At 56.2% G+C, this 21054-nt stretch carries 30 protein-coding genes; 9 read left to right on the top strand and 21 right to left on the bottom strand.

Features of this window, described 5'->3' with window-relative positions:
• Positions 1–4 precede the first annotated feature (4 nt).
• From BFL40_RS27515 to BFL40_RS27530, 4 genes are read right to left on the bottom strand one after another with little or no spacing between them, the layout of a single operon-like run.
• A complete protein-coding gene (locus BFL40_RS27515; RefSeq protein WP_071486889.1) occupies positions 5–1090 on the bottom strand; it encodes a minor capsid protein in 1086 nt (361 codons plus the stop codon).
• Complete coding sequence (locus BFL40_RS27520; RefSeq protein WP_071486890.1) at positions 1065–2483, bottom strand: DUF4055 domain-containing protein; 1419 nt, start codon at positions 2481–2483, stop codon at positions 1065–1067. The genes BFL40_RS27515 and BFL40_RS27520 overlap by 26 nt, the downstream gene beginning before the upstream one ends.
• Positions 2480–3814, bottom strand: coding sequence for a terminase large subunit domain-containing protein (locus BFL40_RS27525; RefSeq protein WP_071486891.1), 1335 nt, complete (start codon positions 3812–3814; stop codon positions 2480–2482). The genes BFL40_RS27520 and BFL40_RS27525 overlap by 4 nt, the downstream gene beginning before the upstream one ends.
• Positions 3811–4554, bottom strand: coding sequence for a terminase small subunit (locus tag BFL40_RS27530; protein WP_071486892.1), 744 nt, complete (start codon positions 4552–4554; stop codon positions 3811–3813). Before BFL40_RS27530 ends, BFL40_RS27525 begins: the two co-directional genes overlap by 4 nt.
• A gap of 437 nt (positions 4555–4991) precedes the next feature.
• On the opposite strand from BFL40_RS27530, the gene BFL40_RS27540 reads away from it, so the two are divergent.
• Positions 4992–5393 (top strand): hypothetical protein, encoded by a 402-nt coding sequence (locus tag BFL40_RS27540; protein ID WP_071486894.1) that lies wholly within the window; start codon positions 4992–4994, stop codon positions 5391–5393.
• 26 nt (positions 5394–5419) lie between these two features.
• On the opposite strand, the gene BFL40_RS27545 is transcribed toward BFL40_RS27540, so the two are convergent.
• Positions 5420–5674 (bottom strand): hypothetical protein, encoded by a 255-nt coding sequence (locus BFL40_RS27545; RefSeq protein ID WP_071486895.1) that lies wholly within the window; start codon positions 5672–5674, stop codon positions 5420–5422.
• Positions 5675–5863, bottom strand: coding sequence for a hypothetical protein (locus BFL40_RS27550; protein ID WP_071486896.1), 189 nt, complete (start codon positions 5861–5863; stop codon positions 5675–5677).
• A gap of 65 nt (positions 5864–5928) precedes the next feature.
• On the opposite strand from BFL40_RS27550, the gene BFL40_RS27555 reads away from it, so the two are divergent.
• Complete coding sequence (locus BFL40_RS27555; protein WP_139213544.1) at positions 5929–6291, top strand: hypothetical protein; 363 nt, start codon at positions 5929–5931, stop codon at positions 6289–6291.
• Positions 6292–6327: 36 nt separating this feature from the next.
• Here the strand turns inward: BFL40_RS27555 and BFL40_RS27560 are convergent, their stop codons facing one another.
• Positions 6328–6663, bottom strand: a complete 336-nt coding sequence (locus BFL40_RS27560) for a phage holin, lambda family (protein ID WP_071486898.1) — start codon at positions 6661–6663, stop codon at positions 6328–6330.
• 135 nt (positions 6664–6798) lie between these two features.
• Here BFL40_RS27560 and BFL40_RS27565 point away from each other — a divergent pair, with 135 nt between their 5' ends.
• Positions 6799–6978 (top strand): type II toxin-antitoxin system HicA family toxin, encoded by a 180-nt coding sequence (locus tag BFL40_RS27565; protein ID WP_071486899.1) that lies wholly within the window; start codon positions 6799–6801, stop codon positions 6976–6978.
• Positions 6979–7030: 52 nt separating this feature from the next.
• The gene (locus BFL40_RS34395) at positions 7031–7720 is read left to right on the top strand and encodes a type II toxin-antitoxin system HicB family antitoxin (RefSeq protein WP_071486900.1); all 690 of its coding nucleotides are present in this window, start codon (positions 7031–7033) and stop codon (positions 7718–7720) included.
• Positions 7721–7744: 24 nt separating this feature from the next.
• Here BFL40_RS34395 and BFL40_RS27575 read toward each other — a convergent pair whose 3' ends face one another.
• The 11 genes from BFL40_RS27575 to BFL40_RS27625 all read right to left on the bottom strand — a co-directional run bounded on the left by BFL40_RS27575 (position 7745) and on the right by BFL40_RS27625 (position 14467).
• Positions 7745–8386, bottom strand: a complete 642-nt coding sequence (locus BFL40_RS27575; RefSeq protein ID WP_139213543.1) for a hypothetical protein — start codon at positions 8384–8386, stop codon at positions 7745–7747.
• 193 nt (positions 8387–8579) lie between these two features.
• A complete protein-coding gene (locus BFL40_RS27580) occupies positions 8580–8762 on the bottom strand; it encodes a hypothetical protein (protein ID WP_071486902.1) in 183 nt (60 codons plus the stop codon).
• 273 nt (positions 8763–9035) lie between these two features.
• The gene (locus BFL40_RS27585; protein ID WP_071486903.1) at positions 9036–9290 is read right to left on the bottom strand and encodes a hypothetical protein; all 255 of its coding nucleotides are present in this window, start codon (positions 9288–9290) and stop codon (positions 9036–9038) included.
• 162 nt (positions 9291–9452) lie between these two features.
• Positions 9453–9998 carry a hypothetical protein gene (locus BFL40_RS27590; RefSeq protein WP_071486904.1) on the bottom strand — a complete coding sequence of 182 codons (546 nt, stop codon included), beginning with the start codon at positions 9996–9998 and terminating at the stop codon, positions 9453–9455.
• Positions 9995–10570: a recombination protein NinG gene (locus tag BFL40_RS27595; RefSeq protein ID WP_071486905.1), complete on the bottom strand. Its 576-nt coding sequence runs from the start codon at positions 10568–10570 to the stop codon at positions 9995–9997. Before BFL40_RS27595 ends, BFL40_RS27590 begins: the two co-directional genes overlap by 4 nt.
• Complete coding sequence (locus BFL40_RS27600) at positions 10567–11037, bottom strand: hypothetical protein (protein ID WP_071486906.1); 471 nt, start codon at positions 11035–11037, stop codon at positions 10567–10569. The genes BFL40_RS27595 and BFL40_RS27600 overlap by 4 nt, the downstream gene beginning before the upstream one ends.
• On the bottom strand, positions 11034–11831 hold the full coding sequence (locus BFL40_RS27605) for a hypothetical protein (protein ID WP_071486907.1): 798 nt from the start codon (positions 11829–11831) through the stop codon (positions 11034–11036). Before BFL40_RS27605 ends, BFL40_RS27600 begins: the two co-directional genes overlap by 4 nt.
• On the bottom strand, positions 11818–12795 hold the full coding sequence (locus BFL40_RS27610; RefSeq protein WP_071486908.1) for an SIR2 family protein: 978 nt from the start codon (positions 12793–12795) through the stop codon (positions 11818–11820). The genes BFL40_RS27605 and BFL40_RS27610 overlap by 14 nt, the downstream gene beginning before the upstream one ends.
• 1 nt (position 12796) lies before the next feature.
• On the bottom strand, positions 12797–13657 hold the full coding sequence (locus BFL40_RS27615; protein ID WP_071486909.1) for a BRO-N domain-containing protein: 861 nt from the start codon (positions 13655–13657) through the stop codon (positions 12797–12799).
• Between the two features lie 69 nt (positions 13658–13726).
• Positions 13727–14149, bottom strand: coding sequence for a phage regulatory CII family protein (locus tag BFL40_RS27620; RefSeq protein ID WP_071486910.1), 423 nt, complete (start codon positions 14147–14149; stop codon positions 13727–13729).
• 81 nt (positions 14150–14230) lie between these two features.
• Complete coding sequence (locus BFL40_RS27625; RefSeq protein WP_017479602.1) at positions 14231–14467, bottom strand: helix-turn-helix domain-containing protein; 237 nt, start codon at positions 14465–14467, stop codon at positions 14231–14233.
• Positions 14468–14579: 112 nt separating this feature from the next.
• On the opposite strand from BFL40_RS27625, the gene BFL40_RS27630 reads away from it, so the two are divergent.
• A complete protein-coding gene (locus BFL40_RS27630; protein WP_071486925.1) occupies positions 14580–15416 on the top strand; it encodes a S24 family peptidase in 837 nt (278 codons plus the stop codon).
• A 4-nt stretch (positions 15417–15420) separates the two neighbouring features.
• On the top strand, positions 15421–15657 hold the full coding sequence (locus BFL40_RS27635; protein WP_071486911.1) for a hypothetical protein: 237 nt from the start codon (positions 15421–15423) through the stop codon (positions 15655–15657).
• Between the two features lie 314 nt (positions 15658–15971).
• Here the strand turns inward: BFL40_RS27635 and rhuM are convergent, their stop codons facing one another.
• The gene (gene rhuM / locus BFL40_RS27645) at positions 15972–17009 is read right to left on the bottom strand and encodes a RhuM family protein (RefSeq protein ID WP_071486913.1); all 1038 of its coding nucleotides are present in this window, start codon (positions 17007–17009) and stop codon (positions 15972–15974) included.
• Positions 17010–17849: 840 nt separating this feature from the next.
• Here rhuM and BFL40_RS34405 point away from each other — a divergent pair.
• Positions 17850–18425 (top strand): hypothetical protein, encoded by a 576-nt coding sequence (locus tag BFL40_RS34405; protein ID WP_235864768.1) that lies wholly within the window; start codon positions 17850–17852, stop codon positions 18423–18425.
• A 48-nt stretch (positions 18426–18473) separates the two neighbouring features.
• Here the strand turns inward: BFL40_RS34405 and BFL40_RS27665 are convergent, their stop codons facing one another.
• Entirely contained in the window at positions 18474–18785 is a 312-nt protein-coding gene (locus tag BFL40_RS27665; RefSeq protein ID WP_071486916.1) for a DUF1654 domain-containing protein, read from the bottom strand.
• A gap of 531 nt (positions 18786–19316) precedes the next feature.
• Here BFL40_RS27665 and BFL40_RS27670 point away from each other — a divergent pair.
• Together BFL40_RS27670 and BFL40_RS27675 are read left to right on the top strand one after the other, a co-directional pair.
• Positions 19317–19508, top strand: a complete 192-nt coding sequence (locus tag BFL40_RS27670; RefSeq protein ID WP_071483913.1) for a hypothetical protein — start codon at positions 19317–19319, stop codon at positions 19506–19508.
• Positions 19509–19577: 69 nt separating this feature from the next.
• Positions 19578–20363, top strand: coding sequence for a hypothetical protein (locus BFL40_RS27675; protein WP_071483912.1), 786 nt, complete (start codon positions 19578–19580; stop codon positions 20361–20363).
• Between the two features lie 170 nt (positions 20364–20533).
• Here the strand turns inward: BFL40_RS27675 and BFL40_RS27680 are convergent, their stop codons facing one another.
• Positions 20534–20917: a DUF6713 family protein gene (locus BFL40_RS27680; RefSeq protein ID WP_017479588.1), complete on the bottom strand. Its 384-nt coding sequence runs from the start codon at positions 20915–20917 to the stop codon at positions 20534–20536.
• Between the last annotated feature and the right edge of the window lie 137 nt (positions 20918–21054).

Here is a 21054-nt window from a genome sequence, read left to right on the forward strand (position 1 = left end):
CCATTCATATTCCTGCACTCTCAAACGCAAGCGGTTCCAGCGATTTCATCTGCGCCAAGGTCAGCGGCGCGAAGTTTCGATCAAGCTGCAGCTCGGTGAAACGCTCAACGGTTAAACCACCATCACGGAACAGTTTTGCTCGAACAGGACCAATTGCGACATCCTGAAACGCTGCTGGTTGATGCTGTAGCCAGTGGTAATAATCGAGGCTCGCACTGACCTGCCCAGCACCGTCAGCCCCCACCGAAGCACGTGTAGCGCCCTTAGCAAACATAACGCTTAGTTTGGTCAGCATGGTGAAGGTGGTTCGGCAATTCGGGTGAAACGGCGGCCTTGGCCCCGACTCAACCGGGAACCTGCGGCCATCCAGTGAGCGGCATTGCTGGCTGGTCTTGCTGTCCAGCGTCGCAACGATTTGGATCTCTTGCACGATGTCCGTATTGGCCTTGGCCACCTCCATCCGTGCCTGGGACGACACATGCTGAATGGAGGTGTGCACGACCGTGCTGGCGTTGCGGTTGGTGGTAGCGAGAATGCCGTCTTTGTACCCTGCCGCCTTGGTGCCGCGAATGCCGCGGATGATCTGGAAGTTCGTCTGCCCTTCGAAGAAGCCCTGCCGGATGGTGCCGGTGACGCGCTCACGCTCGGCGCCGGTCCACCCCTTGATGAAGGCCTTGAGCAGTTTTCCGCCACCAGTGCCACGCACACTGAGCGGGTTTGTCAGTACAGCGGTACGGATTGCAGCGGCCGTCGGAGCGACCACATCCAGCGACACACCTACCGGCGCCGACTTGGCCAGACTTGTCGCTTCGAACTGCGCCTCGTAGTTGGCGATATCCACCAGATCGAGGTTTAGTTGCGCGCTGTAGCGGTCGAAGATGCCCAGCAGCAGGCTATCCACCTCCTTCAGCAGCGCTTCCAGGCGCTTCGTGTTGTACTCGGTCAGGTCCGACTGGGTGAGCCGGTCACGGATCGAGCGGTCAATCTCCTTGAGGAAGGGAGCGAACTTGCCCACCTCCCCGGCCTTGAGCTTTTCGAGGAAGACCGCGTGCCGGATGGTCGCATCAAGTATTGCTTGGTTCGCCGCCATCTACTTTGCCCTCATCTTCCAGGCCCAGGCCGTCGCCCTGCTCTTCCAGCTCACCGTCGATCTGCTGGTCAGTGCGTTCCGGCGCAATCAGCCCCAGTTTGCGCAGGTAGGCCCGCAAGTCAGCCTTAGCGAAACCGCCGTTCTGCCACAAGCCAACCAAAGCCGTGATCATCTGCGGATCAGCCGTCAGTTCGACGAACTCCTGATTGACCTGGTAAGCAACCTTTTTGTCGGCGATGCCCATGTAGGTGCAACACCACATGATGGCCCGCGTATAGGCTTCGCTGACATTGGCGACACAGCCGGCAAGGACAGATGTCGATGCCGACTGATCGCCACGGGACTCGGTGGCGGTCTTGGTCGCAAGTGAAGCAACCACCATCCGGGCACCCAGCTCGATCATCATCTGGTTCTTGTCAGCCATGGCCTCCTTGACCAACGTGTTCGGCAGTGGCTGCGCGTAACCGAACTGGCCGCCGGCTGGCAGCATCATTGGCGCCCGGGAGCCCACATAGACACCGTTCTTTTCCATCCAGTCGCGCCACTGCTCATCCAGGCCACTGATCCACGGCTGGGCCTGGCCACACCAGAAGACGCTGTCTTCGTAGTCGGCACTGTTCCGGTAATGGCCCAGGTTGATCATGGCAATGTCGTAGAGCGGCGACTCGTCGATGCTTGGGTCGTTGTTCTGAGCGCCGACGAAGGTGAACGGGATCTCTTTGAGGCGCCCGGTGACACCTTCAGGCTTGAACTCTTCGGTGACTGTGAGCGGCCCGCCACCTTTAGGACCGGACCTGCGCCAGACTCGACAGACGAACCCGTCAGCTTCCAGTGCCAGCTCTCGATACTGCTCAACCGTCTTGAAGCCAAATCCATCAGGAATTTCCGGAGACTCACGTAACACCACCAGCGTCAGCACGCTGTGACCGTTCACCATGCCCGTGCGCCAGTTAATGATGTCTTCAGCGCAATAGGACAGGATCACCGAGTGACCGCCGATGCCGTCATCCTGGTGATAGTCGACGTATAGGCCGTGACGGCCAGCCTCAAGCACCTTCTCAAGCGTGCCTTGTGAGTGCTGGTAAATGCTCACTCCGGAGCCGTTGGCGTTGTCCTGCAGATATTCCAGCTTCTTCGGCACTGTCAGCGTCGGGTCTTTGTGGAAGGCAAGGCCCAGCAGCCCGTTACGGGTGTGCCCGGTGGCATTCTTGAACACTGCTCGCTCGCGGTAAGCCCGGTTCCGATCTTCGTTCTCCGGCGACTTGTCGTGCGCGTTGATGTACGGCAGCCGATCGATAACCCGGTGCTGGCCGGCGCAGACATCGCGAACGGTCGCCCAGCGGTCCAGCACTGCCGTGTATTCCGCCCGCTTGAAGGAGACGTCGTTGCTCATCGGGCGTATCCCATTTTGATGGAGGTGACAGGCTTGGTGCACGGCCACTCAACGTCGATGCAATATCCGATCGCTGTGGTGATGTGCTGGTAGTCGTTTTTCTGGTCTTCCTGGAAGGTAGAGCCGGCTTGGAGCTGAACCGTACTCAAACCCTTGTGGCACCAGGGAGCGCTGACCGGGTTTATGAACAGGCTGGATTCACCTGATGCCGTCAGGATCTTCGCCCGAACGGCGTTCTGCCGATCCTTGATGGATGGGTGAGCAGGCTTGACCTTTCGGGTGTACGTCCAACCGTTGGCCTTCAACACGCCCTCGATGTCGGTATAGTCAGACGCGTGACCATGCTTCTCGCCAGCCTTGCCCGCCGGGTCGCCATAGATCAGGACGTGCTTGTTCTTGTGGTCCTTGAACTTGTCCACGAACTCAGCAGCCGACTGCTTCGAAACGGCGCTGATCAGCACGATCTCATCCAGCAGGTAAAGGTCTTTGCCTTCGTTACGCCGCACACCGATGGCGGATGACAGAGGCGTGAAGTTCTGGTCGTGCATCCACATCAGTTGCTCATGCGGCTCAATGGCTGCATTCGTGGTGTTCGCCTTGCTGTAGTCCTCGTAGATCCGGCCAGACGCCGTTTCGAACGATGCTTCAAATTCCTGCTTGAACTGCTTGGCAGACATGGCCCGCTTCATTGCGTCCATCACGTCAGCCGGAAGAATCTCGGCAGACTTCCAATGGAACACCCGGAAGTTCGGGTCATTGCCCGACTCTGCCTGCATGCACAGATCGTAGTAGTGGTTAAGGCCGTCCGGCACGCCGAGCAACCAGCACCAGGCCCTGTAATCCGGCATGGTCGGGTTGACGGTGTTCAGCGCCGGGAGAATGTTCGCTTCCCAAGCATCCGGCTTGATGTCGGCGAATTCGTCGATGCCGCCGCCAGTCCACGGGATACCCTCAATCCGCTGCGGCTTGTCTAAGCCGATGACATGGATCTCGCTACCGTTATCCAAGTAGATGATCAGGTCCGACTCGGATGGCCGGCGACTGTGCATGCAACTCAGCGTGAAAGCCTTCAGGTCGTCCCAGAAGATTTTCTTTGCCTGGGCGTGCGTTGGTGCCGCGGCGAAGTACATTCCGTTGTAGGCCGATGCCTGCTTAACAAGGAAGCGCTTGAATCGTTCGGTCTTGCCACTACGGCGACCAGCAGGCACCAGGGGGAAGCGAATGCCTTCCGACACAGCCGCCACCAGGGCGAGTTGCACCGGGTGATCCTTGAGCGGATACCAGCGCGACAACTGACGGTCGAACATCAAGTTGCCGGTGTTAGTGATCATGACGGCAACCTCGCGATCAGATCAGCCAGCAGTTGGGCGTTTGAGTTGCCGCCGCCCTTCTCTATCAGTTTGAGTTCTGCGCGGCGCTTCTCGACTTCAAGGCGCTTCAGTTCATCATCAAGTGGCGAGGTGGACTTGTCGGAGAACATGCCCAGGTGCTTGGCCACCTTGTCGAGCGCAGCCAACTGGTCGTGCATCTTGATCTCGAAGCCTTCCTTGGTCTGCTTCACACCGGCATACAGTGCCAATGCTGCTTGGCTCACATGGCGTGAGTCATGAGCATGGATTGAGCCAAACCCTTCACCTCTACATTTTGGGCACTTGGGGTGCGGCCGTATCGTTGGGTCAAACCCAAATCCACCGTCCTCCGACACATCGTCAGGGTCGGCTTTATCAGATACCGCCTTAAGCAGCTCCTCTTCATCCTTCCACTGGTACTGATGGTCAATACCGAAGCAATGGCGGCAACACCCTCGACGATGCTCGATCAGCTCATTGGGATTGGCGGTGGCGATCATCCATAGACGCTCAAGCACCATTTCCTGAGTGATAGCGACCTTCTGGCCTCTTTCAGCCATGCGATCAGCGATTACGGATTGGATGTTAAGTTTTGCTAAGTTCTGCGCAGCGATAACGTTAGCCGACTTGGCGCTGTAACCCGCACGAATCGCCGCTTGCGTAGCATTCAGGTCTTTCAGGTACTCATCGACAAAGCGCTGCTGTTTTGCTGTCAGCGCCATAGGGGTTCCTTGAGACTTTGGTGCCTCGCTTGGGCAGGACTTGAAATGATGTTGGGTTGCCGGTATCAGTGAGAATCGAACAATCGGCAGGGCGACCCACATGACACCGACAGACCTAGATCAGCATGAGAACGGCAAAGAATCTGGGGAGTTCGTTATTCAGACTAGCGCTGAGCCGAACCCGCCCCAGTCTCGGATGCATCCAACACCTTTCCCCAAGGGGGATATCGTAATAGATGATTCCGATGACCTTGAACGCTGTGCGGATGCTTTGGGTGCGAAGGTGATAGAACAAAGCAACCCGCCCCAGTAGGCGCGTTCGATTACCTCCCAGTCGGGTTGCTTGGTTGTCATAGCTTCTCTCTGATGCTTGAAATAGTGGCGCGTTGGCGGTTATAAGTCCGCCCGATAACGCTATAGAGCTCAAGGTGTAGGAAATGGATAACCTGATAAAGCTACGCATCGGGCTGACAATTGCAGCATTTGCCGGTTTTTTACCAATTACCATCCTCTTTGCAGTCGGCGTCGTAGCTTTTTTTATCCCGCTCATTTTTGTCGGCAAGAATCCTCCGCTCGTGACGCTAGGGCTTATAGGCGCCTTAGTCATCTCAGCATTCGCGATATGGTCAGCATGGAAGATCTATGCACTTGCAATGGCGGCCGCGCCCGTCGTGCGCAGTGCACGTTTACTTGCATCCGGCGCTGTGATTGCAATGATTTGGGGTATGGTCATCGCTTACTGCACGCGTAATTTACCCCAGCTCACATGCATATTTCTGATGCCGGGGATAGTCTCGACAGCCATGCTCGCCTTTACATTGAAAAGAGCGAAAGTCTGATGCGGGCGAAGAACGGGGTCAGCAATTTACCCTTCTGAACTGTCGAGCAGCACGTCAATCAGCTTCTGCTCACCAAGGCGCATCGCACCGAGACACTGCAGGTCGTCACACTTCGGGCCGAGGCCAAACACGGTCACCTCTCCCTTCGCGCCGATTAGCGTCAATGCACCGACCGTACACTCGGGATGCTCGCCGGCGTCGAGGTCATCGGCAATCTTGCGCAGGGTCTTGGCGGCGTCGCGCCATTCCTCCCGCTTGAACTCAAGAACCTTGACGGTCATTCAGGTCACCATGATGTAGGTTTGTGCGTGGGCGTGCCCGTGCAACTCGGCGACAATTAGGCCCTGAGGCAATCCAGCGGCCTTTGCAGCGTCGATTGCCTTGATGATGGCGCTATCCAGATCGAACAAAGCCTTGTTGATGTCCTGGCTCATCGGGAGCACGTGGCGCAGGCGGGTGACATTGCTCATGCTGATCTACACTCCGCTCAAACATTAAGGTACAGGGAGTCAAGGGAATGGTGTCTGGCGGGACGATGCTTATCATTGCAGCAGCCGTGGTGATGTCTCCACTCGCGGCCCTTATCATCTTCTCCATAGTCCGCGACATACGAATATCTCGCCAGATGAAAGAGGACCTGAAAGCAGCGTTTGAAGCCACATTGGTTCAATATGGTATTCAGTCCTACGAGATACTTCTGGATAAGACGAGTCACGGATATAGCACCCGAGCCTCGACCGTTTTCCAGATCATTCTCGACTCCGAAGGTCGCTATTTTTTATACATATACGTCAGCGACTCCCCGCCAGTCGTTAAGCAACTCACCAAAGAACGAGCAATGTTGGCGATGCAAAAAAAGGACTGGAATACGGGCGCATCTCCCAAGGCGCTTATCTAGCGCCACGATTTGGCGCACTCGAAAACGTGGCGCGGATTACTGCCCTGCCCCACGAGTTGGAAATTTGAGCTCCGATACCCGATCGGCAATGTCGGCAAGCTTCTTGACGCCCAGAAACCCAATGAACACCCCGGCAGCTGTTGCCAGATTCTGCGGTAGGCCGAAGTACTCAAGGACCGGAATCAAGCCAATCGTGATCAGGGTGCAGATTGCCGCCTCAAGTAGCGCCTGACGACGAGTACCGCCGCCATAGATGATCCTGATGCCAGCCATCAAGGCAGATAGTCCTGCGGCATAAAGCGTCGGCGAATGCTGACTCAGCCATGCAAGCACGATGAGCCAGGTGTCTGGTTTGTCTGGCATGTTGGACATCTCGGTTCCTCCCCGTCAGGGAGTTGTGGGTGTATGACCTACGCCGGCCATGGAATATAGAATAAACACTACAAAATTGTAGTATTACCACAAAAACGTAGTATGCTGGGCTCATCCAAACAACGAGGCGAGGTGATGAAGTTCAGCGAGTTCAGACGATGGTTGAAGGCCCAAGGGGTGATCTTCGAAGCAGGCAAAGGAAGCCACTTCAAAGTAACCGCCCCAAACGGCAACAGGAGCACCTTCGCGGATCACGGCAGTAAAGAAATGCCAGAACCGACCCGCAAGGCGATCATTAAACAACTGGGGCTCTGAGAGCCCCCTTCACCACATCTGAATGCTGAACGATCACCTCCAGGGAGTGACCATGTACGACTATGCAATTCGATTTGAGCAGGATGACAGCACGCCAGGTCTGGCAGTTTTCTGCCGCGATCTTCCAGAGCTGAACAGCTTCGGCGATGACAAAAATCACGCCCTCCGCGAAGCCGAGGATGCGATTGAGACAGCCCTGTCGATCTACGTAGATCAGCGCCGGGCAATTCCGCAGGCGTCCCCAGCCCTGCCAGACGAGTACGTTATTCGTCTTTCGGCTGTAACCGTGACCAAGATCGTTCTTTGGAACGAAATGATGGCGCAGAATATGCGCAAGGCCGATCTGTGCAAGCGGCTTGGCCTTGCCCAAACACAAGGAGATCGCCTGGTCGACTTCCTCCATACTTCCAAAATGGAAGCGCTTGAAAAAGCCTTGGAAGCTCTTGGTGTGAGAGTTTTAGTCCAGCCTATCGACCCGGAGGCTGTGAGAATTCAGTTCTACCCTGACTTCAACCGCCAAGGCCACAGGACTGTCCTGGTCAAGCTTCCGACAATCCCCTTCTCGGCCCTCCCAGATGAGCTCCGCAAGGACTATGAAGGGGTCACACCACAAGAGAGTGTGATTAACCTTAACGATCTTGAGTCTCGCTGGTGGCTTACAGAGCAGGACGCGCGCAACTTGAAAACAAAAGGCTGGTCAGCTTTTTCGTTTGCTCCGATGGCGTACTCTCCGGGCGGTTAACAGCCGCCCGATCTTCCGCTGGAGTTATGAAAAAGCATTTGAGGTTTTATCAATAACCTCTTTCCGCAGATACACCTTTCCGCCGGCAACAATGAAAGGGCCTGGCTCTGAAAGAATGCCAAATTGAACGCGAAGCTGACCGTCGTGATAGATACTGAAGTTTGCACCGCCAAGACCGTTAATCCGCACTGATAGCTGCCCCTTCTCGATACGAGCCATGACCTCGTCCGGCGTTTCTTGCCGGACGTAGGTCAGCGTTGTGCGCACATCGGAACCATCACGATCAAAAGAGATGTCTTCGGTCGTGAACTCAGCGCCCCCTCGGCAATCTGCCGGGATCTTGTCCAGCTCAGCAGTGATGAAGGCCAGTCGCTCGAGCGCGTTTGCTGGCAGATCGTAGTCAGACCAGTCGCCCGCCGTGACGGTGATCAGTTGAGCATCAGTACTCATATTTCCGCTCGAGCTGTAAATCTCGAACTCACCGGTGTCTTTGTTGAATATCCAGCCGGACATGCCCGGCACGTAGTCATGGGATTGAATAAAGCCGGACATTTGCTGTGCTCCAGAAACGAAAAAGCCCCAGCGAATGCTGAGGCCATAAATAGGTGTGCGCGTCTTTCCGCGCTGTCTGCCAAAGACCTTCCCGGCGTCGACGCCCCAATGCATCGATCTCGCCGCTCGTGTCTCGCGCCACCCTGGAAGCACAGTCGGGTCAGAATGCGCGGGCTGCCGATGTTGTTTCCGTACGTCGCACTACCGGCTATCGACGTCCAGGCCTTCCCGAAGGCTGTCCTGGCTACAGGTGAATTTCAGGCAATAAAAAACCCCGTTTAACGAGGTTTATAGAAAACTTGGTATGTCAGAACTGAGGGCCAGAATCTCGCTCGGCCTCGCGCTCACGCTCTTTACGCTCAAGCCACTGAACCATAGAGTTCGCTTCCTCTTCGGTATTCATTGGGTTGCCGTGTGGCTGCCCGCTGATATATACCTGATAAATATCTTTGCCGTTTACAGTATTCTTTTTCCAACTGAACTTGCTCATACCACATCCTTCTTCGGGGGGGAGGCATGAATATCAGCGCGCGCAGCTTTTATCAACCAAATCCGGCACTTGGGCGTTTGAGAATGGCCGGAGTAGGCAGAATTCCAGCCTGAGTGACCGTCGACATGACCCTGAATCAGATACCTAAACACCCAGCCATGGACGAGGTCTCTACGCGCACGCATTCAACCTTATGCCACTCAGTCAGTATCCCAAAAATGCTAAAACCTCGGAGATATCCGAGGCCTGATAGCGTCTTTCTGCCTGGAGCACCTAACCCCTGATGATCTTAACTGCGTAGTTTGTCGCAACCAAATCAACTCTCACTCGGGAGCTAGCAAATTTTTCCCGCAAGCGAATCTGCAATTCTTCGCCAATCAGCCTTGCGCGGGCAGGCTGATCGTCGCCGAAAGAAATATTTGTCTCAAAAGGCTGACCGACTAAATCCCTGTCAGAGAAATGGTTCAGGGCCATTTTTTCAACAGCATCTACAATTCTGTTCACTTCAGCAGTTGTTGCGGCGTCCATCACAAGTCCCTATCAATCAATTGAAGCTTGATCATTTCACAACTTGCACAAAGCAAAAAGCCCAGCTACATAGCCAGGCTTTTATTGTTAATCCCTAACGCGCAAGATCGACAGGATGGATAAATATTCTCTCACTTTCTCACTCATTGCAATGGCTTTTTGCTATGCAGCTCGACTTTCGATCAAGCCCTCTGCGTCGAGAAGTTCCTGGGCAGCCGTCAGCGCCTCGTTTACCTGGTCATCCAGTGCCTTGCGGATCGACGAACGCCACCGGTAACGGGTGGATTCTGGCTTGCCGTCGTTGTCCCAATTGGTGATGTCATACCAGGCGGCCGGCAGCACTGCGGCAGAACGTTTGCCCTCGGCACCGGCAACCTGCGGAATTGCCCAAGTCAGCACCGCGCACTCGCGGAACCGTTTCGGTGCCGGCGACCTCACCGAATTCAGCAGTTCCAGAATGGCGCCGTGCTTCCGCTCCTCGTGTGTGGAGTACTTCGCCACCAGGGCGCGCCAGTGCGCCGGGGTAAGCGCCTTGTGCAGCCGGCCAAAGACCCAGCAGTCCTGGAGCAGCGCCGCTTCCTTTCCGACGATTTCCCCCTTCTGCTTGGCGCACTGAACCTTGGGCTCGAAGTCGCAGCCGCCGGCGGAGGTGATTGTCTCGGCCGCCAAGGCTCGAACTACTGCTGAAACAACGTTGCGATAGGTCATGCTGCAGCCCTCTTGAGTTCACGGGTTTTGGCTCGGTAGTCGGCCTTGATGGCCTGCAACTGCTCGATGGTATGGCGCTGGGGATCATGAGGTCCTTCCAGCCAATCCACTTTTTCGGCACCGATGCGCCTCACCAGCTCCAGCCGGTAGTTCACGATGTCGCCCGATTTATGGTTGTTGCACGGCGCGCACTGGCGCCACACGTTCAGCGGCTCGAAGCGAAGCTCTGGGTTGCCACCGACGGTGCGGTAGTGCCCGGCGTGCCATTGGCCGTTGTGGTGCCGGCCGCAACTTACGCACGGCAGGCCGATATCCCGCTCGCGAATCCAGGCATTGAAGGCGGCCTGCGCCTCTTTCATGTGCTGGGCGCGCGACTTGATCTTCACCTTTGCCGCGCGCAGCTCCTTGCGGCCGATATCGGCCAGCGACTTGCGCGCCTTCGCCTGGTTCACATCCTTGATGGCCAGCCCGCATTTCGGACTGCACACGGCTTGGCCCAGGCGCTGCGGCGGGAAGCTGATGCCGCATGCAGGGTTCTTGCACTTCTTTGGTTTGGGTTGCTTGGCGATCATGCAGCCTCCTTGCTGAGTAGATCAGTGAAAACCACACCTTGGCCCGTGAAATAGGCGGCGATGCGGTCGGTGTAATTGATGCCCTGGGCGCGATTGAACAGGCTGGTCACCGGGAAACCGTCGGGGCCGAACAAATGGCACTCCCCCATCATGGCCAGCTTTGTTTCGTACGGCAGATGGCGCATGACGCGATACCACTCGGCCTGAAAGCCAGCATCCTCGTTCAGCAGGATCTGCACGCCGAAGTGCAGCTTGCAGTAGCGGCGGGCGTCGGCCGCGTCACCGATCTGGGTCATTTCGGCGATGCGCTTGTACATCCCGAACCACAACCGATTTTGGTCAAGCGTGCGGTCCTTGCCCGGGCGCAGGGAGACCACCACGAACTTCTTGTCTCGGTACATGGCGCTCAACTTGGTGATAGCCTCAGAGAGTTTGGCCTGGCAGTTGACGCTGATCTTGTCGGTCATTGCGCCGCCCTCTTCTCTTCCAGATCTCGGGCCTGCTTGATCAGCAGCGCCCGGCGGTTCGCCAACTCATTGGCCGCTTCAATCCGCATTTCGGTTTTTCGTTCGGTACTGGCCTTACGCATCTCCAGCATCGAGTTTTTGACCAGTTCCAGCTTCTGGCGCAGCACTGGTGCAGGCTGGGTGACGGCGCCGGTGAGTAAGCCGGCAATGGCGCGGCCATCCTCGGTGACTGGAACAATGCTCAGGTCAGCCAAGTACTTCTGGCCGTGCTCTTGGGGAATGCGTTTCAACTCCACAGCCTTGGTAACGGCCTGGATGCGGCGGTTGGCGTCGAAGCCCACCGACACGTGCCAATTGACCGCCTTCGCATCCTCACGGGCCTGGCCCACGAACCTTTGGTAGGCGTCGATGAACGCCATGCGGGCACCAATTTTGTCGCCGCCATCCAAGATGGGTTTCGCAGCGGCCAGAGCCAGTTGGATTTCATCGGTCAGCACCACGGTTTCAAATTCGTCGTTGGTCGTCATAGCGATGGCCCAGGCCTCGTCCTTGCCAGGGCGCCCATCGGAGGACTGCACCCGCTGCAGGATGTCGGCCATAGCCAGCTTGCCCTTCACTTCGAAGCGGCAGGCCTTGAGCGCAGCCTTGACGACGGGCACCGGATACGCGCAGAGGTCTTCGGCCATCATCGCGGCGGTGCCTGGATTCATTTCCTGGCCCATGGCCTCAGCTGTTGCGCAGATAGCGGCTGCAAGCCCGGCAACCTGCTGGTCATTCATTTCAAAGGTATTCATTGCGGTCACCTGCTTGGCGTTTGGCCAAAACCATCTGGGCGGCCTGCTCCGCTGCGGAGTGGTTTGCCTCAGTCCGTTCCATCTGGCGGGCAGTGGTGCCGTTGATGCGCTGCCCGGTCACCCACTGGGTGTGGTAGCTCTCGGCGTTGGCCAGCAGCTCGTTGAGGCTGTGGCACTTGCGCAGCACAGCGGCATCGCTGGTTTTCAGGAAGTGGGCAGCGACGTGGTGGGCGACATCGGCGCCGAGTCGGTCGACCAACTGTCCGAGCTGGCCGCCGACCTTGGCGTTCCACACCGGCCAGGCGCTGTAGCGTTTGCGGTAAGCCATGGCGTAGTTCGCCCAAACCTTGAAGGTTTTGCAGGTCTGGTCTTTGGGGCCCGGCATATCGGCGGGAATCTCGACACGGGGAGTATCGGTGCGGTCAACCACCAGCACCAAGCCGCGGGACTGAGCCGGCTTGCCGGTGGCGTCCTGCAAGTCCTGACTGGTGTCCTGATTGGTACCCTGATGATTGGTATCCTGATTTGTCGGAGATTTATCCGACCCTTGCTCGGATTTTTTTCCGACCTTGCTCGGAGATTTATCCGAGGTAGATCGGATATTTTTCCGACCTTTGTTTTTTGGTGGGGTCGGATATTTTTCCGACCCATCAAGCTTCTGGTTCCACTCGATGGCCTTCTCGGTAAGGCGAAAAAGCGTGATGTTCGAAGTGCTGGAAAGCTCAATCAAACCGGCCTCTTCCAGGGCCTTCAGCATGCGGTAAGCGGTGTCTGGCTTGTCTGTGAGCAGCGGCAGCTCCTCAGTGATCTTTGCCTTGCTCAGCGCGAAGAAGACCCCGTCATCGGTCTTGATTGGCTTGGTCCAGCTCGGGCAGCCGTAGACGAAGGCAAACAGCAGGGCCTGCTGAGAATTCAGCCCCCACTCCAGCGCCTTCACCTGGTTAATCGTGACGGTGTATTGCATGTCAGGCCTTCCCGACCTTAGCGGCCAATTCAAGGAAGCGATCCACGTACCAGTGAGGCTGCGTCTCGCGGGGGCATTGAGGGCTGGTGAGGTTCTTGCCGTAGGCCATGCCCTTCTCGGTCACCGACCAGAAGTCGACCATTTCCTGCTTGGAGTTTTTGCGCTGCAGGACCTTGAGGAAGCCATGGGCCTCAAGTGCAAGGTTGAAGGCGCGGGCCGTGCTGGCAATGCCATGATCTTTGATCAGCGCGGTGATTGCCTTGGTCGGCATCGAAGAGCCTCCAGCAGCATCAGGGGCGGCATCAACGGCATAGCCCGGGAGGAACTTGGCGTCCAGGCCGTTATTGGCAGCGATCTTGGCAAGCATCATCATCTTGCTGGAGTTCGCAGGCTTCAGCAGGCGGTCGAAGCATTCGAGAATCGCCAGCTCGCCGACGATCTTGGAGTTGTTCGGGCCTTGGGCGGAAAAGGAACCGGTCTTGCGAATGCTCGGCAGGACCTGGCCCACCACCCACTCTTCGAACTGCTCGGCAGCCGGAAGCTTGGACTTCATCACCAGCCGGTAGAGATCGCGTTCAGGGATGATTTGCACTGCGCGGACCTGACCTCCCATTTCGGTATGGCAGGTGCTGACCGCTTTGCAGTGGACATTGATCGCCTTCGACGTGTTGGAGTAGCCCAGGGCTTCGGCGATGTCCTTGGCGATGAACCATGGCTCCCCGTGACCGTCGTCAATTACGCGGACGGGAAAGCCGTGGAAGTCGAAAGGTGTCACTGGTTTAATCCGCGCCACGTTTTCAGATTGAGAAAAACGTGGCGCGAGATTGTTGGGGCTATTGATCGATTCTGTGTGTTGGTGCATGATTCGCTCCAGTTGTTTACCGCTGTAGAAAAAGCCACCCTCGTCCGGTGGCTTTTTTGTGCCTGTAATTCAGGCTGCCTTAACCGACGCATCCATCACGTCAAGGCTCTGCCGTACGTGATTGATCTCCTGGCGGATCAGGCTCTTTTCGAAAGTGCTGACGTGGTTGTCGTCCAGTGCTTCGTGCACTGCGATCGTCAGGTCGGCGACTTCCTTGCCCACGTTGATCAGTGACTTGGTGAGCGCTTGCGGCTCCGGCGCTGACTTCGATACCAGGTCAAAGCCGAACTCATTGGCCAGAGCCAGCAACGGGCGCATATCGCCGGTGTGCAGCAAGATCCCGAACAGATGCTCCACGGTCAGGTGGTGAGCCTCGTTGTCCGGGTTCGCACGCTGAAGCAGGCCAACGTGTGGAACACCCATCTTTGCCGCCAGTACCTTTGCCTCGTTATCCAGAACAGCGCTCTGGCAAGCCCGCAGAAAATCTTCCATTCGTAAAACCTCAAATTTGTTTCCGTGGCGCCCTGCCAGTGGGTGGGCGAAACTTTGTTCATGGATCGAAGGACAGGGGTATCAAGCGGCGCCGCGCAGGACTTTGTGGGCGAGGTCGAGAAGATCCGGTCGCAAACCAGCGATGGTGATCTCTCCACCTGATGCGTCCTGAAGGCGTTCTGCCAGGTCAGCCGAGGCCTTTCGGTGGCCGCCCGCCAACTGCCACAGATGCCCTACCGTCGTCTTGGCAGCGGCAGCCACTGACTGGCGCCGTTCGTTTGAAGCGCTGGCGAGCCAGTCACGCAGATGGTCATTCATGGGATCTCTCCTTAAACATGGGAGAAATTTAGCTTATGGCTAATATCGTAGCAAGGAATATTTAGCCTTGAGCACATTTAGCATTGAGCTAAACGCTGGCATTCTTGCCCGCATGGATATTTATGCGATTCGTAAACAGCAACTGATCAGCCTCATAGGAAACCAGCGAAAAGGCGCGTGCGCCGAGCGCTGGGGAATGGCACCTGCGCACCTCAGTCAGATCCTGTCGGACAAGACTGCGAAGAATCTGGGGGACGATGTTGCCCGACGAATCGAGGCTATCGAGAAATTGCCCAGGGGTTGGTTCGACTCCATCTCGACTGACGAGTCGAATGCTCTAGTTGGTGACTACACCGAAGGCGCTTCGACGGGCGAAGCCTTGACGCAGACTGCATCCGACCAGGTCAGGCAAATGCTTTCGAAGGTCAGAGGCTTGTCGAGTGCCGCTCGGGACCGGATCATCGCGGCAGCTGACGAGACGAGCAACGTCATAACCGTCGACTTCTCCCGCCCCGGCCAGGTAGGCGACGAGGTGTGGATTGCGCACTATGACGTCCGCGGAGCGATGGGCGACGGACAGGTGCCGCACGACTACCCGGAAACCTTTCAAGATGTACGGGTCAGCCCTAGTCACCTCCGTGAGCTGGGTGTCCAGTTCAAAGACCACTTCCATCTCAAGATGATCAGCGGCCAAGGTGAATCGATGGCTCCGACCATCAAGAGCCGTGATCCGCTATTGATCGACGTGACCATCAGGGAGTTCACGGGCGACGGCATTTACGCACTCACCTGGCAAAACCACTTCTATATAAAGCGCCTTCAGGTGCTGGACGAAGATAATTTCGAGATGCTGTCGGACAACCCATTACACGGGCCGCGCACGATAAGGAAGGATGACACGTACATACAGGGACGCATCCTATTCGTTTGGAATGGACAACCGGTCTAACGCCATGCCACTCACCAAGCCAAACCAGCAGCTGCGCCGCGACCTTAAAGAGGCTGCGGCCCTGCTCAAGTGGTCAGGCGTCGATCTGTTTGTCTTTGCCAAGCGTCTTCTGGCAGCAGGGGACGAGCAAGGCGCTAACGATCTGATGAAGATCGCGCTGAGCTTTCAGGATGTAGAGGATAGGCTGGCGGGTTATGCGGATGAAGTGAAGAGCAGTCGCATAACGAGAGCTGCGGAGTAACGCAGATGTATCAGCGGCGAACACAAGCATTCTGGAGCAAGGCAGGGTATTACGCCCTACTGACTCTCTTGGCGGTAGTGGACGTCTTCACGGGCGGGGGCTGGCTTGGCGGGTCAGTTGATCGCAAGCGAGTATTCAGCCCTGGATTTGTTGCACTCTGTGTGCTGGTGGCGGTGTTCGAACTGATGGTACTGAGCCACTTCTATGGTGCACGCGGATGAGGTGAAGGCGGGAAGGATTGTGCGGGGGAAAGGCTGAGCAAGTGGTGCATCTCTGATTTATGGGGGGCGCCAGCTTGACGCCCGGTATGTGAACTATGCGTCAATCAGCAGTTCGTCGTATTCGCCGGCCGCTAAAGCGTCTTCGTCATACTCGTAACCAAGCGACTCGATTTTTAGGCGTTTTTTATACAGCCCAAGCTCCTGTCGAGCGTGGCTCACAGCCTCTTCCTTAATGTAATCTTCGTACCCGCTGAACACGGGATAGTCGTTGAATATGAGTAGAGCATCTAGCTTTCCATGCAGCGACGCCATAGTCATTGGGCGCTTAGTGAGAGCGGTGCTTTCGGCGTATAGCATGAACTGCTCAGAGAGCAAATGAAGCCGATAAAGCTCTTCGTTATTCAGGTAGTTTTTACCGGTCTTTGCTTCTTCCAGCGTTGGCGATGTACCTTTTATGGCTTGCATGCCCATATTTTGAGACTTATGGTTTGCGCGATCGAGGATCAGCTTTGAGCTGGTCATGCCAGTGACTGCGTGATGAAACTTGTCCTGCAGCAGGGCATAGAAGCTTCTGACCTCCTTCGAGAGAGGGTCGTAATCTGAAGCGCAAATCCTGAAACATTCTCGGACCTTCGCATAAACCTGTTTTTCTTCAGATCGAAGCGCTCGAACCGCGGCGGCCAGCTTGTTTAGCTTTTCGGGAGACTCGCGGAGAGCCTTCTCGTTGATTACGTAGCCTTGTTCGATGTATGCCTTGAGGGTCTGAGTCGCCCACTGCCGAAACTTTACGGCCCTCTTAGCATTCACCCGATAGCCGACCGAGAGGATCATATCGAGGCTGTAGTGTGCTACGTCGGGGCGGATAACTTCGCGACCACCTTCAATTTGAACTGAGGCAAATTTTGCCTTAGTTGCCGTTTTCTCTAGCTCATCATCGGAGTAGATATTTCGAATGTGCTTTCGAGCATTTGATACGTCCACACCAAACAGGTCAGCTATGTTTTGACTGGTAGCCCAAATTGATTGGTCATCAGATTCGAAGCGGAGGCTTACCTCAGTATCCTCATCACTAAAAAACACTGTGCTCTCTGAGGTTTCAGTCCCGCCATTACCTCCCAGCTCCATTGACATAACACGCTCCGCTTGTGGGTTGCTCGATTCGGCAAGGAGCTATTTTGCCATCAATTGATTGAGCACATACAGCCCAGCGCCGGGCTTCTTGTTTCTGGTAGCTTGCAGTTCAGTCGCCGCTCTTCTTTTTGACCTGGATTGACTCACATCACCAACACGGCGGCATAATGCCATGCGAATTCGCTACGGAGATTCGGGTTATGAAAAATGTAATCTCGTGCACAATCCTAGCAATGCCGCCGATAATAGCGATCGCTGCATTTTCCCTGGAGAGCCGCTACACATACGGTATTCAGGATCGCGGCCTCGCCAAGCACCGGAAAAAGCTCCGAATGATCGGGAGAGTTGCGGTAGGGGTCAGTGTATTGGTGCTCGCGTTTATGCTCATATCTCTGCTTAAGCATCATCGATAGGCTGCCTGGCACGGGCTTCTCGCGTCTACCTGTCGGCACGCCACCATTGAGCAGGCTGAAGGATCGGCGCCCTGGGGTTACAGAGAGTCCGCCCCGTGCGGGCTTTTTGTTGCCCGCTAAAACCTCAGCTCCTGGAAGGTGCCGTTTTCATTGTGGACTCTCACGGACGCTGCCGCTCCTGCGATAAAGGGAGTCGCCAGCGCTACCAACCCGTCCTTGGTCGATGCTGCAGCAAGTGGCTTAACTGAGCCAGTCCGAAACAAGCCCCAGCCATCTTTGGTTTTCATTATTCTGTACGAGTTCATGAGCGTATCCATCACTTGACCTTCGTAAGCGTAGTCGAAGTACGCCCCATGCCTCCCTCCTCGCCAATGGTGGCTGTACGCCACGGATGGTAAAGTGCTGGCTCAATTATGGGAGGGATCCGATGAAAGGATTTGGGACGTTCGCGCTGATCATAGGCGTCTGCTGGCTAATCTTCGCGCTGAGTATGGATGTCTCCGTGCCGACTGGCGTCGGCGGCAGAGTGAATAACCTGGGGCTCATGGCTGACCGCCAGATCCATACCATTGTTGGCGGAGTGATTGCGCTCGCCGGGTTGCTCATGGTTTTGTTGGGTGGTAAAGGCTCCCCTACTGCCGCCCAGGTAGAGAAAGATACTCGCCCCTGCCCAATGTGCGCCGAGAGCATCAAGACTGCTGCGGTCAAGTGCAAGCACTGCGGTGCAGACGTCGAGCCAGTAGCCGCCCCGCGCCTTAAAAATGGATGGGTTGCATCAACTGCCTGCCGTGACGAAGAAGAACAGCAGCGAACCATTGCGGCAATTGCCAGCACAGGACTTCCGGTTGTTCCAATGGCTGGCCTGGCAGTGGGTGCCGGCCCATTTGAAACCAAGGAAGAGGCAAAGCAAGCCCTGGTCACGATGCGCGACGGCCCCAGACTGTTCAGTGAGATCGTCTACAGGGATTCAGTAAGCGGGAAGTACTCGCCCATTAATGACTGAATAACCATTCTTAAGTGAGCCCGCAAAGCGCGGGCTTTTTTATGCGCGTCAGAATGGCGCCGCCTCTTCTTCCGGTTCAAACTCGACCTCTCCCCTTCCCTTTGACTCGACTTCCTGCTGCTCCCACCTAACCGTCACGCTGCCATCGTCATTGAGCGTCAGCTCGAGTTCGTCGGTATCAGCGATCACGCTCAGCACCTCCTCCCACTCCCGATCCCCATCCGTGTCCAGGCGATGAATCGTCACCCAGCGCTGCGTCTGTGCCACGGGGTGATTGATCATCGATGAGACGCGCAGCGCGAGGCGCTCCATGCCGCTCATTTCCTGCTGTGCTGCCAGTGCCGTCTGCTTCTTTGCCATGAAATTCCCTCCCGATTAAATGCTGTACATCCATACAGCTAATGGAAAAATCATAGCTCACTGCTAACTGACGCGTAAAGCGTTTATGGACCTCAGGCATCGGCTCAGCGAGACCTGGCGGATCGCGATAATTTCGCCCATCGCTAAATATTTAGCTTGGAGCTATTGACGATATTTTAGCTTGAGGCTAAATTAACTCCATCGCAGCGACACACAGCCACTGCGAAGGGCCTCAGGGCCTGACCAGTTCTTTAGTCACACAGCTTCACCCTTGCCGGATCACCACCGGCCCAGATTCAAAGGCAGCGATGAACCGGCCTCAACGGTTCAGAGGGTTGGCAACTGACCCGGGCGTGCAGCGTAAAGCGCCAAGAACAGTTATCCAGCGGGAGAACAAGCCGAAAGGCCCGCGGCTGGAAGAACAATTGATTCAATCCGGTGACCGACGCCAGTAGCGGGTCACGGTGGAAAGCATCACTGAGCAGCCTTCTCGCGAGGGCTGCTTGGGATGACAACCAAGAGGAATTCACCATGGCTATTCGTAACGACAAAGGTCAGTTCGTCAGCACCCAGCAAGCGCTCGCCGCGGACCTTCAAGGCTTCATTGATGACTGGACGCACTGGGCCAAGCAAGCGCTGCGCGGCGGTGACAAGACTGAAGCCGCTCGCTGCATGGCCGAGGTTCGCGACTGCCGCCAGAAGCTGATCGCGTTGACTGCATGACGGACCTTTTCACTTCTGCCACCGCATCGGTGGCAGCGGGAAAACAACCCATCAAGCACGGAGCCTCAAATGAGCGAACAAACCCTTCAAGCGCTGCTTGCCGAGCGCGTCACTGCATACGCCCAGTCAGACCGCCCGCGCGAGCTGATCGACGAGGGTATCGAGAAGCTGTTCAAAGAAGTTGTTAGCGACACCTTCCGCTCCTATGGCGATTTCGGCGGAGCCATCAAGGAGGCTGTCAAGGCTGCGTTGCCGGCCAACGTCTCCGACGTGTTCGACCTTCAGCGTTACAACGCAGTAGTGGCGAATGCGCTTCGTCAGCGGTGGGAAGCGGCTGGCCTGGGCGCAATCATCTTGGAGCAGGCGGACAAGTCGATCACTGAGGTGCTTACCGGCGATGGCCTGATAGCTGGCGAGGTATCGCTGAAGGCCCTGCTCGACGAATTCATCGAGCATCACAAGGACAGCGCAGCAGAAGGCCAATGGGAGCGTCCGGAAATCCGTATTGAGGAAGGAGACGGCAGCTACTCACACAAAACACTTCACATCTACTTCGATCCGGAGCCAGAAGGCAGTTACCGGAGCAGCCACTACTCGTCATCCTCACGCAGCAACTACAGCCTGAAACATGCTCTGCACGTGAGCATCAAAGGCGAACGTGAAACCGGCGATCGCTGGAAACCAACCATCGCCTTTGGCGAGGTCTACAGCGCAAAGCTGGATGACAAAAAGCTAGCCATTAACATGCAGGTTTATTCGAAGTGGGAGCGCATGTTGGCAGCCCTGTACTTCGGCAACGCAATGCTTTTGATCGATTGCGATACGGATGACCTGAGCTACGGAATTTACGACTGAACAACCAGCGCCAAACGTGAGCCTCACGTTAACTGCCCGATCCTCTCTATGAGAGCGCATCGGACTGCTCTCCACCTTTCACGGCAGGCTTGAGACTGTTCAAGAACCTCCACCGGAAGCCTGAGAGCAGTCCGATGCGTACGAAGGCGCGGCCTAGCCGCTTAAACGCATCAGATCGCAGGAGAGTCAGCAAGCCTAGCATCGTGATTTCGGGTATTGACCAGCAACCATATCGAGCTGATCAAACAAAGAATTATGACGGCAATAGAAGCGGGCAAATGAAACTGATGCGCGCCAGCCAGAGCGAGTCCGGCATGGATAACGAATGTCAGCGTACCTAAACCAGCGCAGATCTTGGCAAAGAACGACGCGCGACTCGTGCCCAGTAAAACATGCCGATACCCAATCATTAACACGGGTATGACTAAGGCATTGAAGAGCAGAAAGCCTTGAACACCACCGGGCAAGAAAAACAACTCCCACTCGCGCCAAAAGGCAGCATCTATCTGATGAAGGACCAGTAAAAGCATCGTCAAAAAGTAGCTTCTTTCCATTTAAGCAGCCCCATAGGGAAAGTAATGATCATCCATGTATGCAGCGCTTGGATGATATTAGCTGCCAAGACAAAACGCTAATGCCCCTGTGCGCCTCTACCCGTCAGCACTCCTCCCCGCGCCCATCGGCAACCAGC

The organism is Pseudomonas costantinii (assembly GCF_001870435.1).
GTDB lineage: Bacteria > Pseudomonadota > Gammaproteobacteria > Pseudomonadales > Pseudomonadaceae > Aquipseudomonas > Aquipseudomonas costantinii.

What these genes read in the sequence shown, in the direction of transcription:
- BFL40_RS27515 (WP_071486889.1), bottom strand. Translation starts at nt 1,090, where the DNA reads ATGGCGGCGAACCAAGCAATACTTGATGCGACCATCCGGCACGCGGTC.
- BFL40_RS27520 (WP_071486890.1), bottom strand. Translation starts at nt 2,483, where the DNA reads ATGAGCAACGACGTCTCCTTCAAGCGGGCGGAATACACGGCAGTGCTG.
- BFL40_RS27525 (WP_071486891.1), bottom strand. Translation starts at nt 3,814, where the DNA reads ATGATCACTAACACCGGCAACTTGATGTTCGACCGTCAGTTGTCGCGC.
- BFL40_RS27530 (WP_071486892.1), bottom strand. Translation starts at nt 4,554, where the DNA reads ATGGCGCTGACAGCAAAACAGCAGCGCTTTGTCGATGAGTACCTGAAA.
- BFL40_RS27540 (WP_071486894.1), top strand. Translation starts at nt 4,992, where the DNA reads ATGGATAACCTGATAAAGCTACGCATCGGGCTGACAATTGCAGCATTT.
- BFL40_RS27545 (WP_071486895.1), bottom strand. Translation starts at nt 5,674, where the DNA reads ATGACCGTCAAGGTTCTTGAGTTCAAGCGGGAGGAATGGCGCGACGCC.
- BFL40_RS27550 (WP_071486896.1), bottom strand. Translation starts at nt 5,863, where the DNA reads ATGAGCAATGTCACCCGCCTGCGCCACGTGCTCCCGATGAGCCAGGAC.
- BFL40_RS27555 (WP_139213544.1), top strand. Translation starts at nt 5,929, where the DNA reads ATGCTTATCATTGCAGCAGCCGTGGTGATGTCTCCACTCGCGGCCCTT.
- BFL40_RS27560 (WP_071486898.1), bottom strand. Translation starts at nt 6,663, where the DNA reads ATGTCCAACATGCCAGACAAACCAGACACCTGGCTCATCGTGCTTGCA.
- BFL40_RS27565 (WP_071486899.1), top strand. Translation starts at nt 6,799, where the DNA reads ATGAAGTTCAGCGAGTTCAGACGATGGTTGAAGGCCCAAGGGGTGATC.
- BFL40_RS34395 (WP_071486900.1), top strand. Translation starts at nt 7,031, where the DNA reads ATGTACGACTATGCAATTCGATTTGAGCAGGATGACAGCACGCCAGGT.
- BFL40_RS27575 (WP_139213543.1), bottom strand. Translation starts at nt 8,386, where the DNA reads ATGCATTGGGGCGTCGACGCCGGGAAGGTCTTTGGCAGACAGCGCGGA.
- BFL40_RS27580 (WP_071486902.1), bottom strand. Translation starts at nt 8,762, where the DNA reads ATGAGCAAGTTCAGTTGGAAAAAGAATACTGTAAACGGCAAAGATATT.
- BFL40_RS27585 (WP_071486903.1), bottom strand. Translation starts at nt 9,290, where the DNA reads ATGGACGCCGCAACAACTGCTGAAGTGAACAGAATTGTAGATGCTGTT.
- BFL40_RS27590 (WP_071486904.1), bottom strand. Translation starts at nt 9,998, where the DNA reads ATGACCTATCGCAACGTTGTTTCAGCAGTAGTTCGAGCCTTGGCGGCC.
- BFL40_RS27595 (WP_071486905.1), bottom strand. Translation starts at nt 10,570, where the DNA reads ATGATCGCCAAGCAACCCAAACCAAAGAAGTGCAAGAACCCTGCATGC.
- BFL40_RS27600 (WP_071486906.1), bottom strand. Translation starts at nt 11,037, where the DNA reads ATGACCGACAAGATCAGCGTCAACTGCCAGGCCAAACTCTCTGAGGCT.
- BFL40_RS27605 (WP_071486907.1), bottom strand. Translation starts at nt 11,831, where the DNA reads ATGAATACCTTTGAAATGAATGACCAGCAGGTTGCCGGGCTTGCAGCC.
- BFL40_RS27610 (WP_071486908.1), bottom strand. Translation starts at nt 12,795, where the DNA reads ATGCAATACACCGTCACGATTAACCAGGTGAAGGCGCTGGAGTGGGGG.
- BFL40_RS27615 (WP_071486909.1), bottom strand. Translation starts at nt 13,657, where the DNA reads ATGCACCAACACACAGAATCGATCAATAGCCCCAACAATCTCGCGCCA.
- BFL40_RS27620 (WP_071486910.1), bottom strand. Translation starts at nt 14,149, where the DNA reads ATGGAAGATTTTCTGCGGGCTTGCCAGAGCGCTGTTCTGGATAACGAG.
- BFL40_RS27625 (WP_017479602.1), bottom strand. Translation starts at nt 14,467, where the DNA reads ATGAATGACCATCTGCGTGACTGGCTCGCCAGCGCTTCAAACGAACGG.
- BFL40_RS27630 (WP_071486925.1), top strand. Translation starts at nt 14,580, where the DNA reads ATGGATATTTATGCGATTCGTAAACAGCAACTGATCAGCCTCATAGGA.
- BFL40_RS27635 (WP_071486911.1), top strand. Translation starts at nt 15,421, where the DNA reads ATGCCACTCACCAAGCCAAACCAGCAGCTGCGCCGCGACCTTAAAGAG.
- rhuM (WP_071486913.1), bottom strand. Translation starts at nt 17,009, where the DNA reads ATGTCAATGGAGCTGGGAGGTAATGGCGGGACTGAAACCTCAGAGAGC.
- BFL40_RS34405 (WP_235864768.1), top strand. Translation starts at nt 17,850, where the DNA reads ATGAAAGGATTTGGGACGTTCGCGCTGATCATAGGCGTCTGCTGGCTA.
- BFL40_RS27665 (WP_071486916.1), bottom strand. Translation starts at nt 18,785, where the DNA reads ATGGCAAAGAAGCAGACGGCACTGGCAGCACAGCAGGAAATGAGCGGC.
- BFL40_RS27670 (WP_071483913.1), top strand. Translation starts at nt 19,317, where the DNA reads ATGGCTATTCGTAACGACAAAGGTCAGTTCGTCAGCACCCAGCAAGCG.
- BFL40_RS27675 (WP_071483912.1), top strand. Translation starts at nt 19,578, where the DNA reads ATGAGCGAACAAACCCTTCAAGCGCTGCTTGCCGAGCGCGTCACTGCA.
- BFL40_RS27680 (WP_017479588.1), bottom strand. Translation starts at nt 20,917, where the DNA reads ATGGAAAGAAGCTACTTTTTGACGATGCTTTTACTGGTCCTTCATCAG.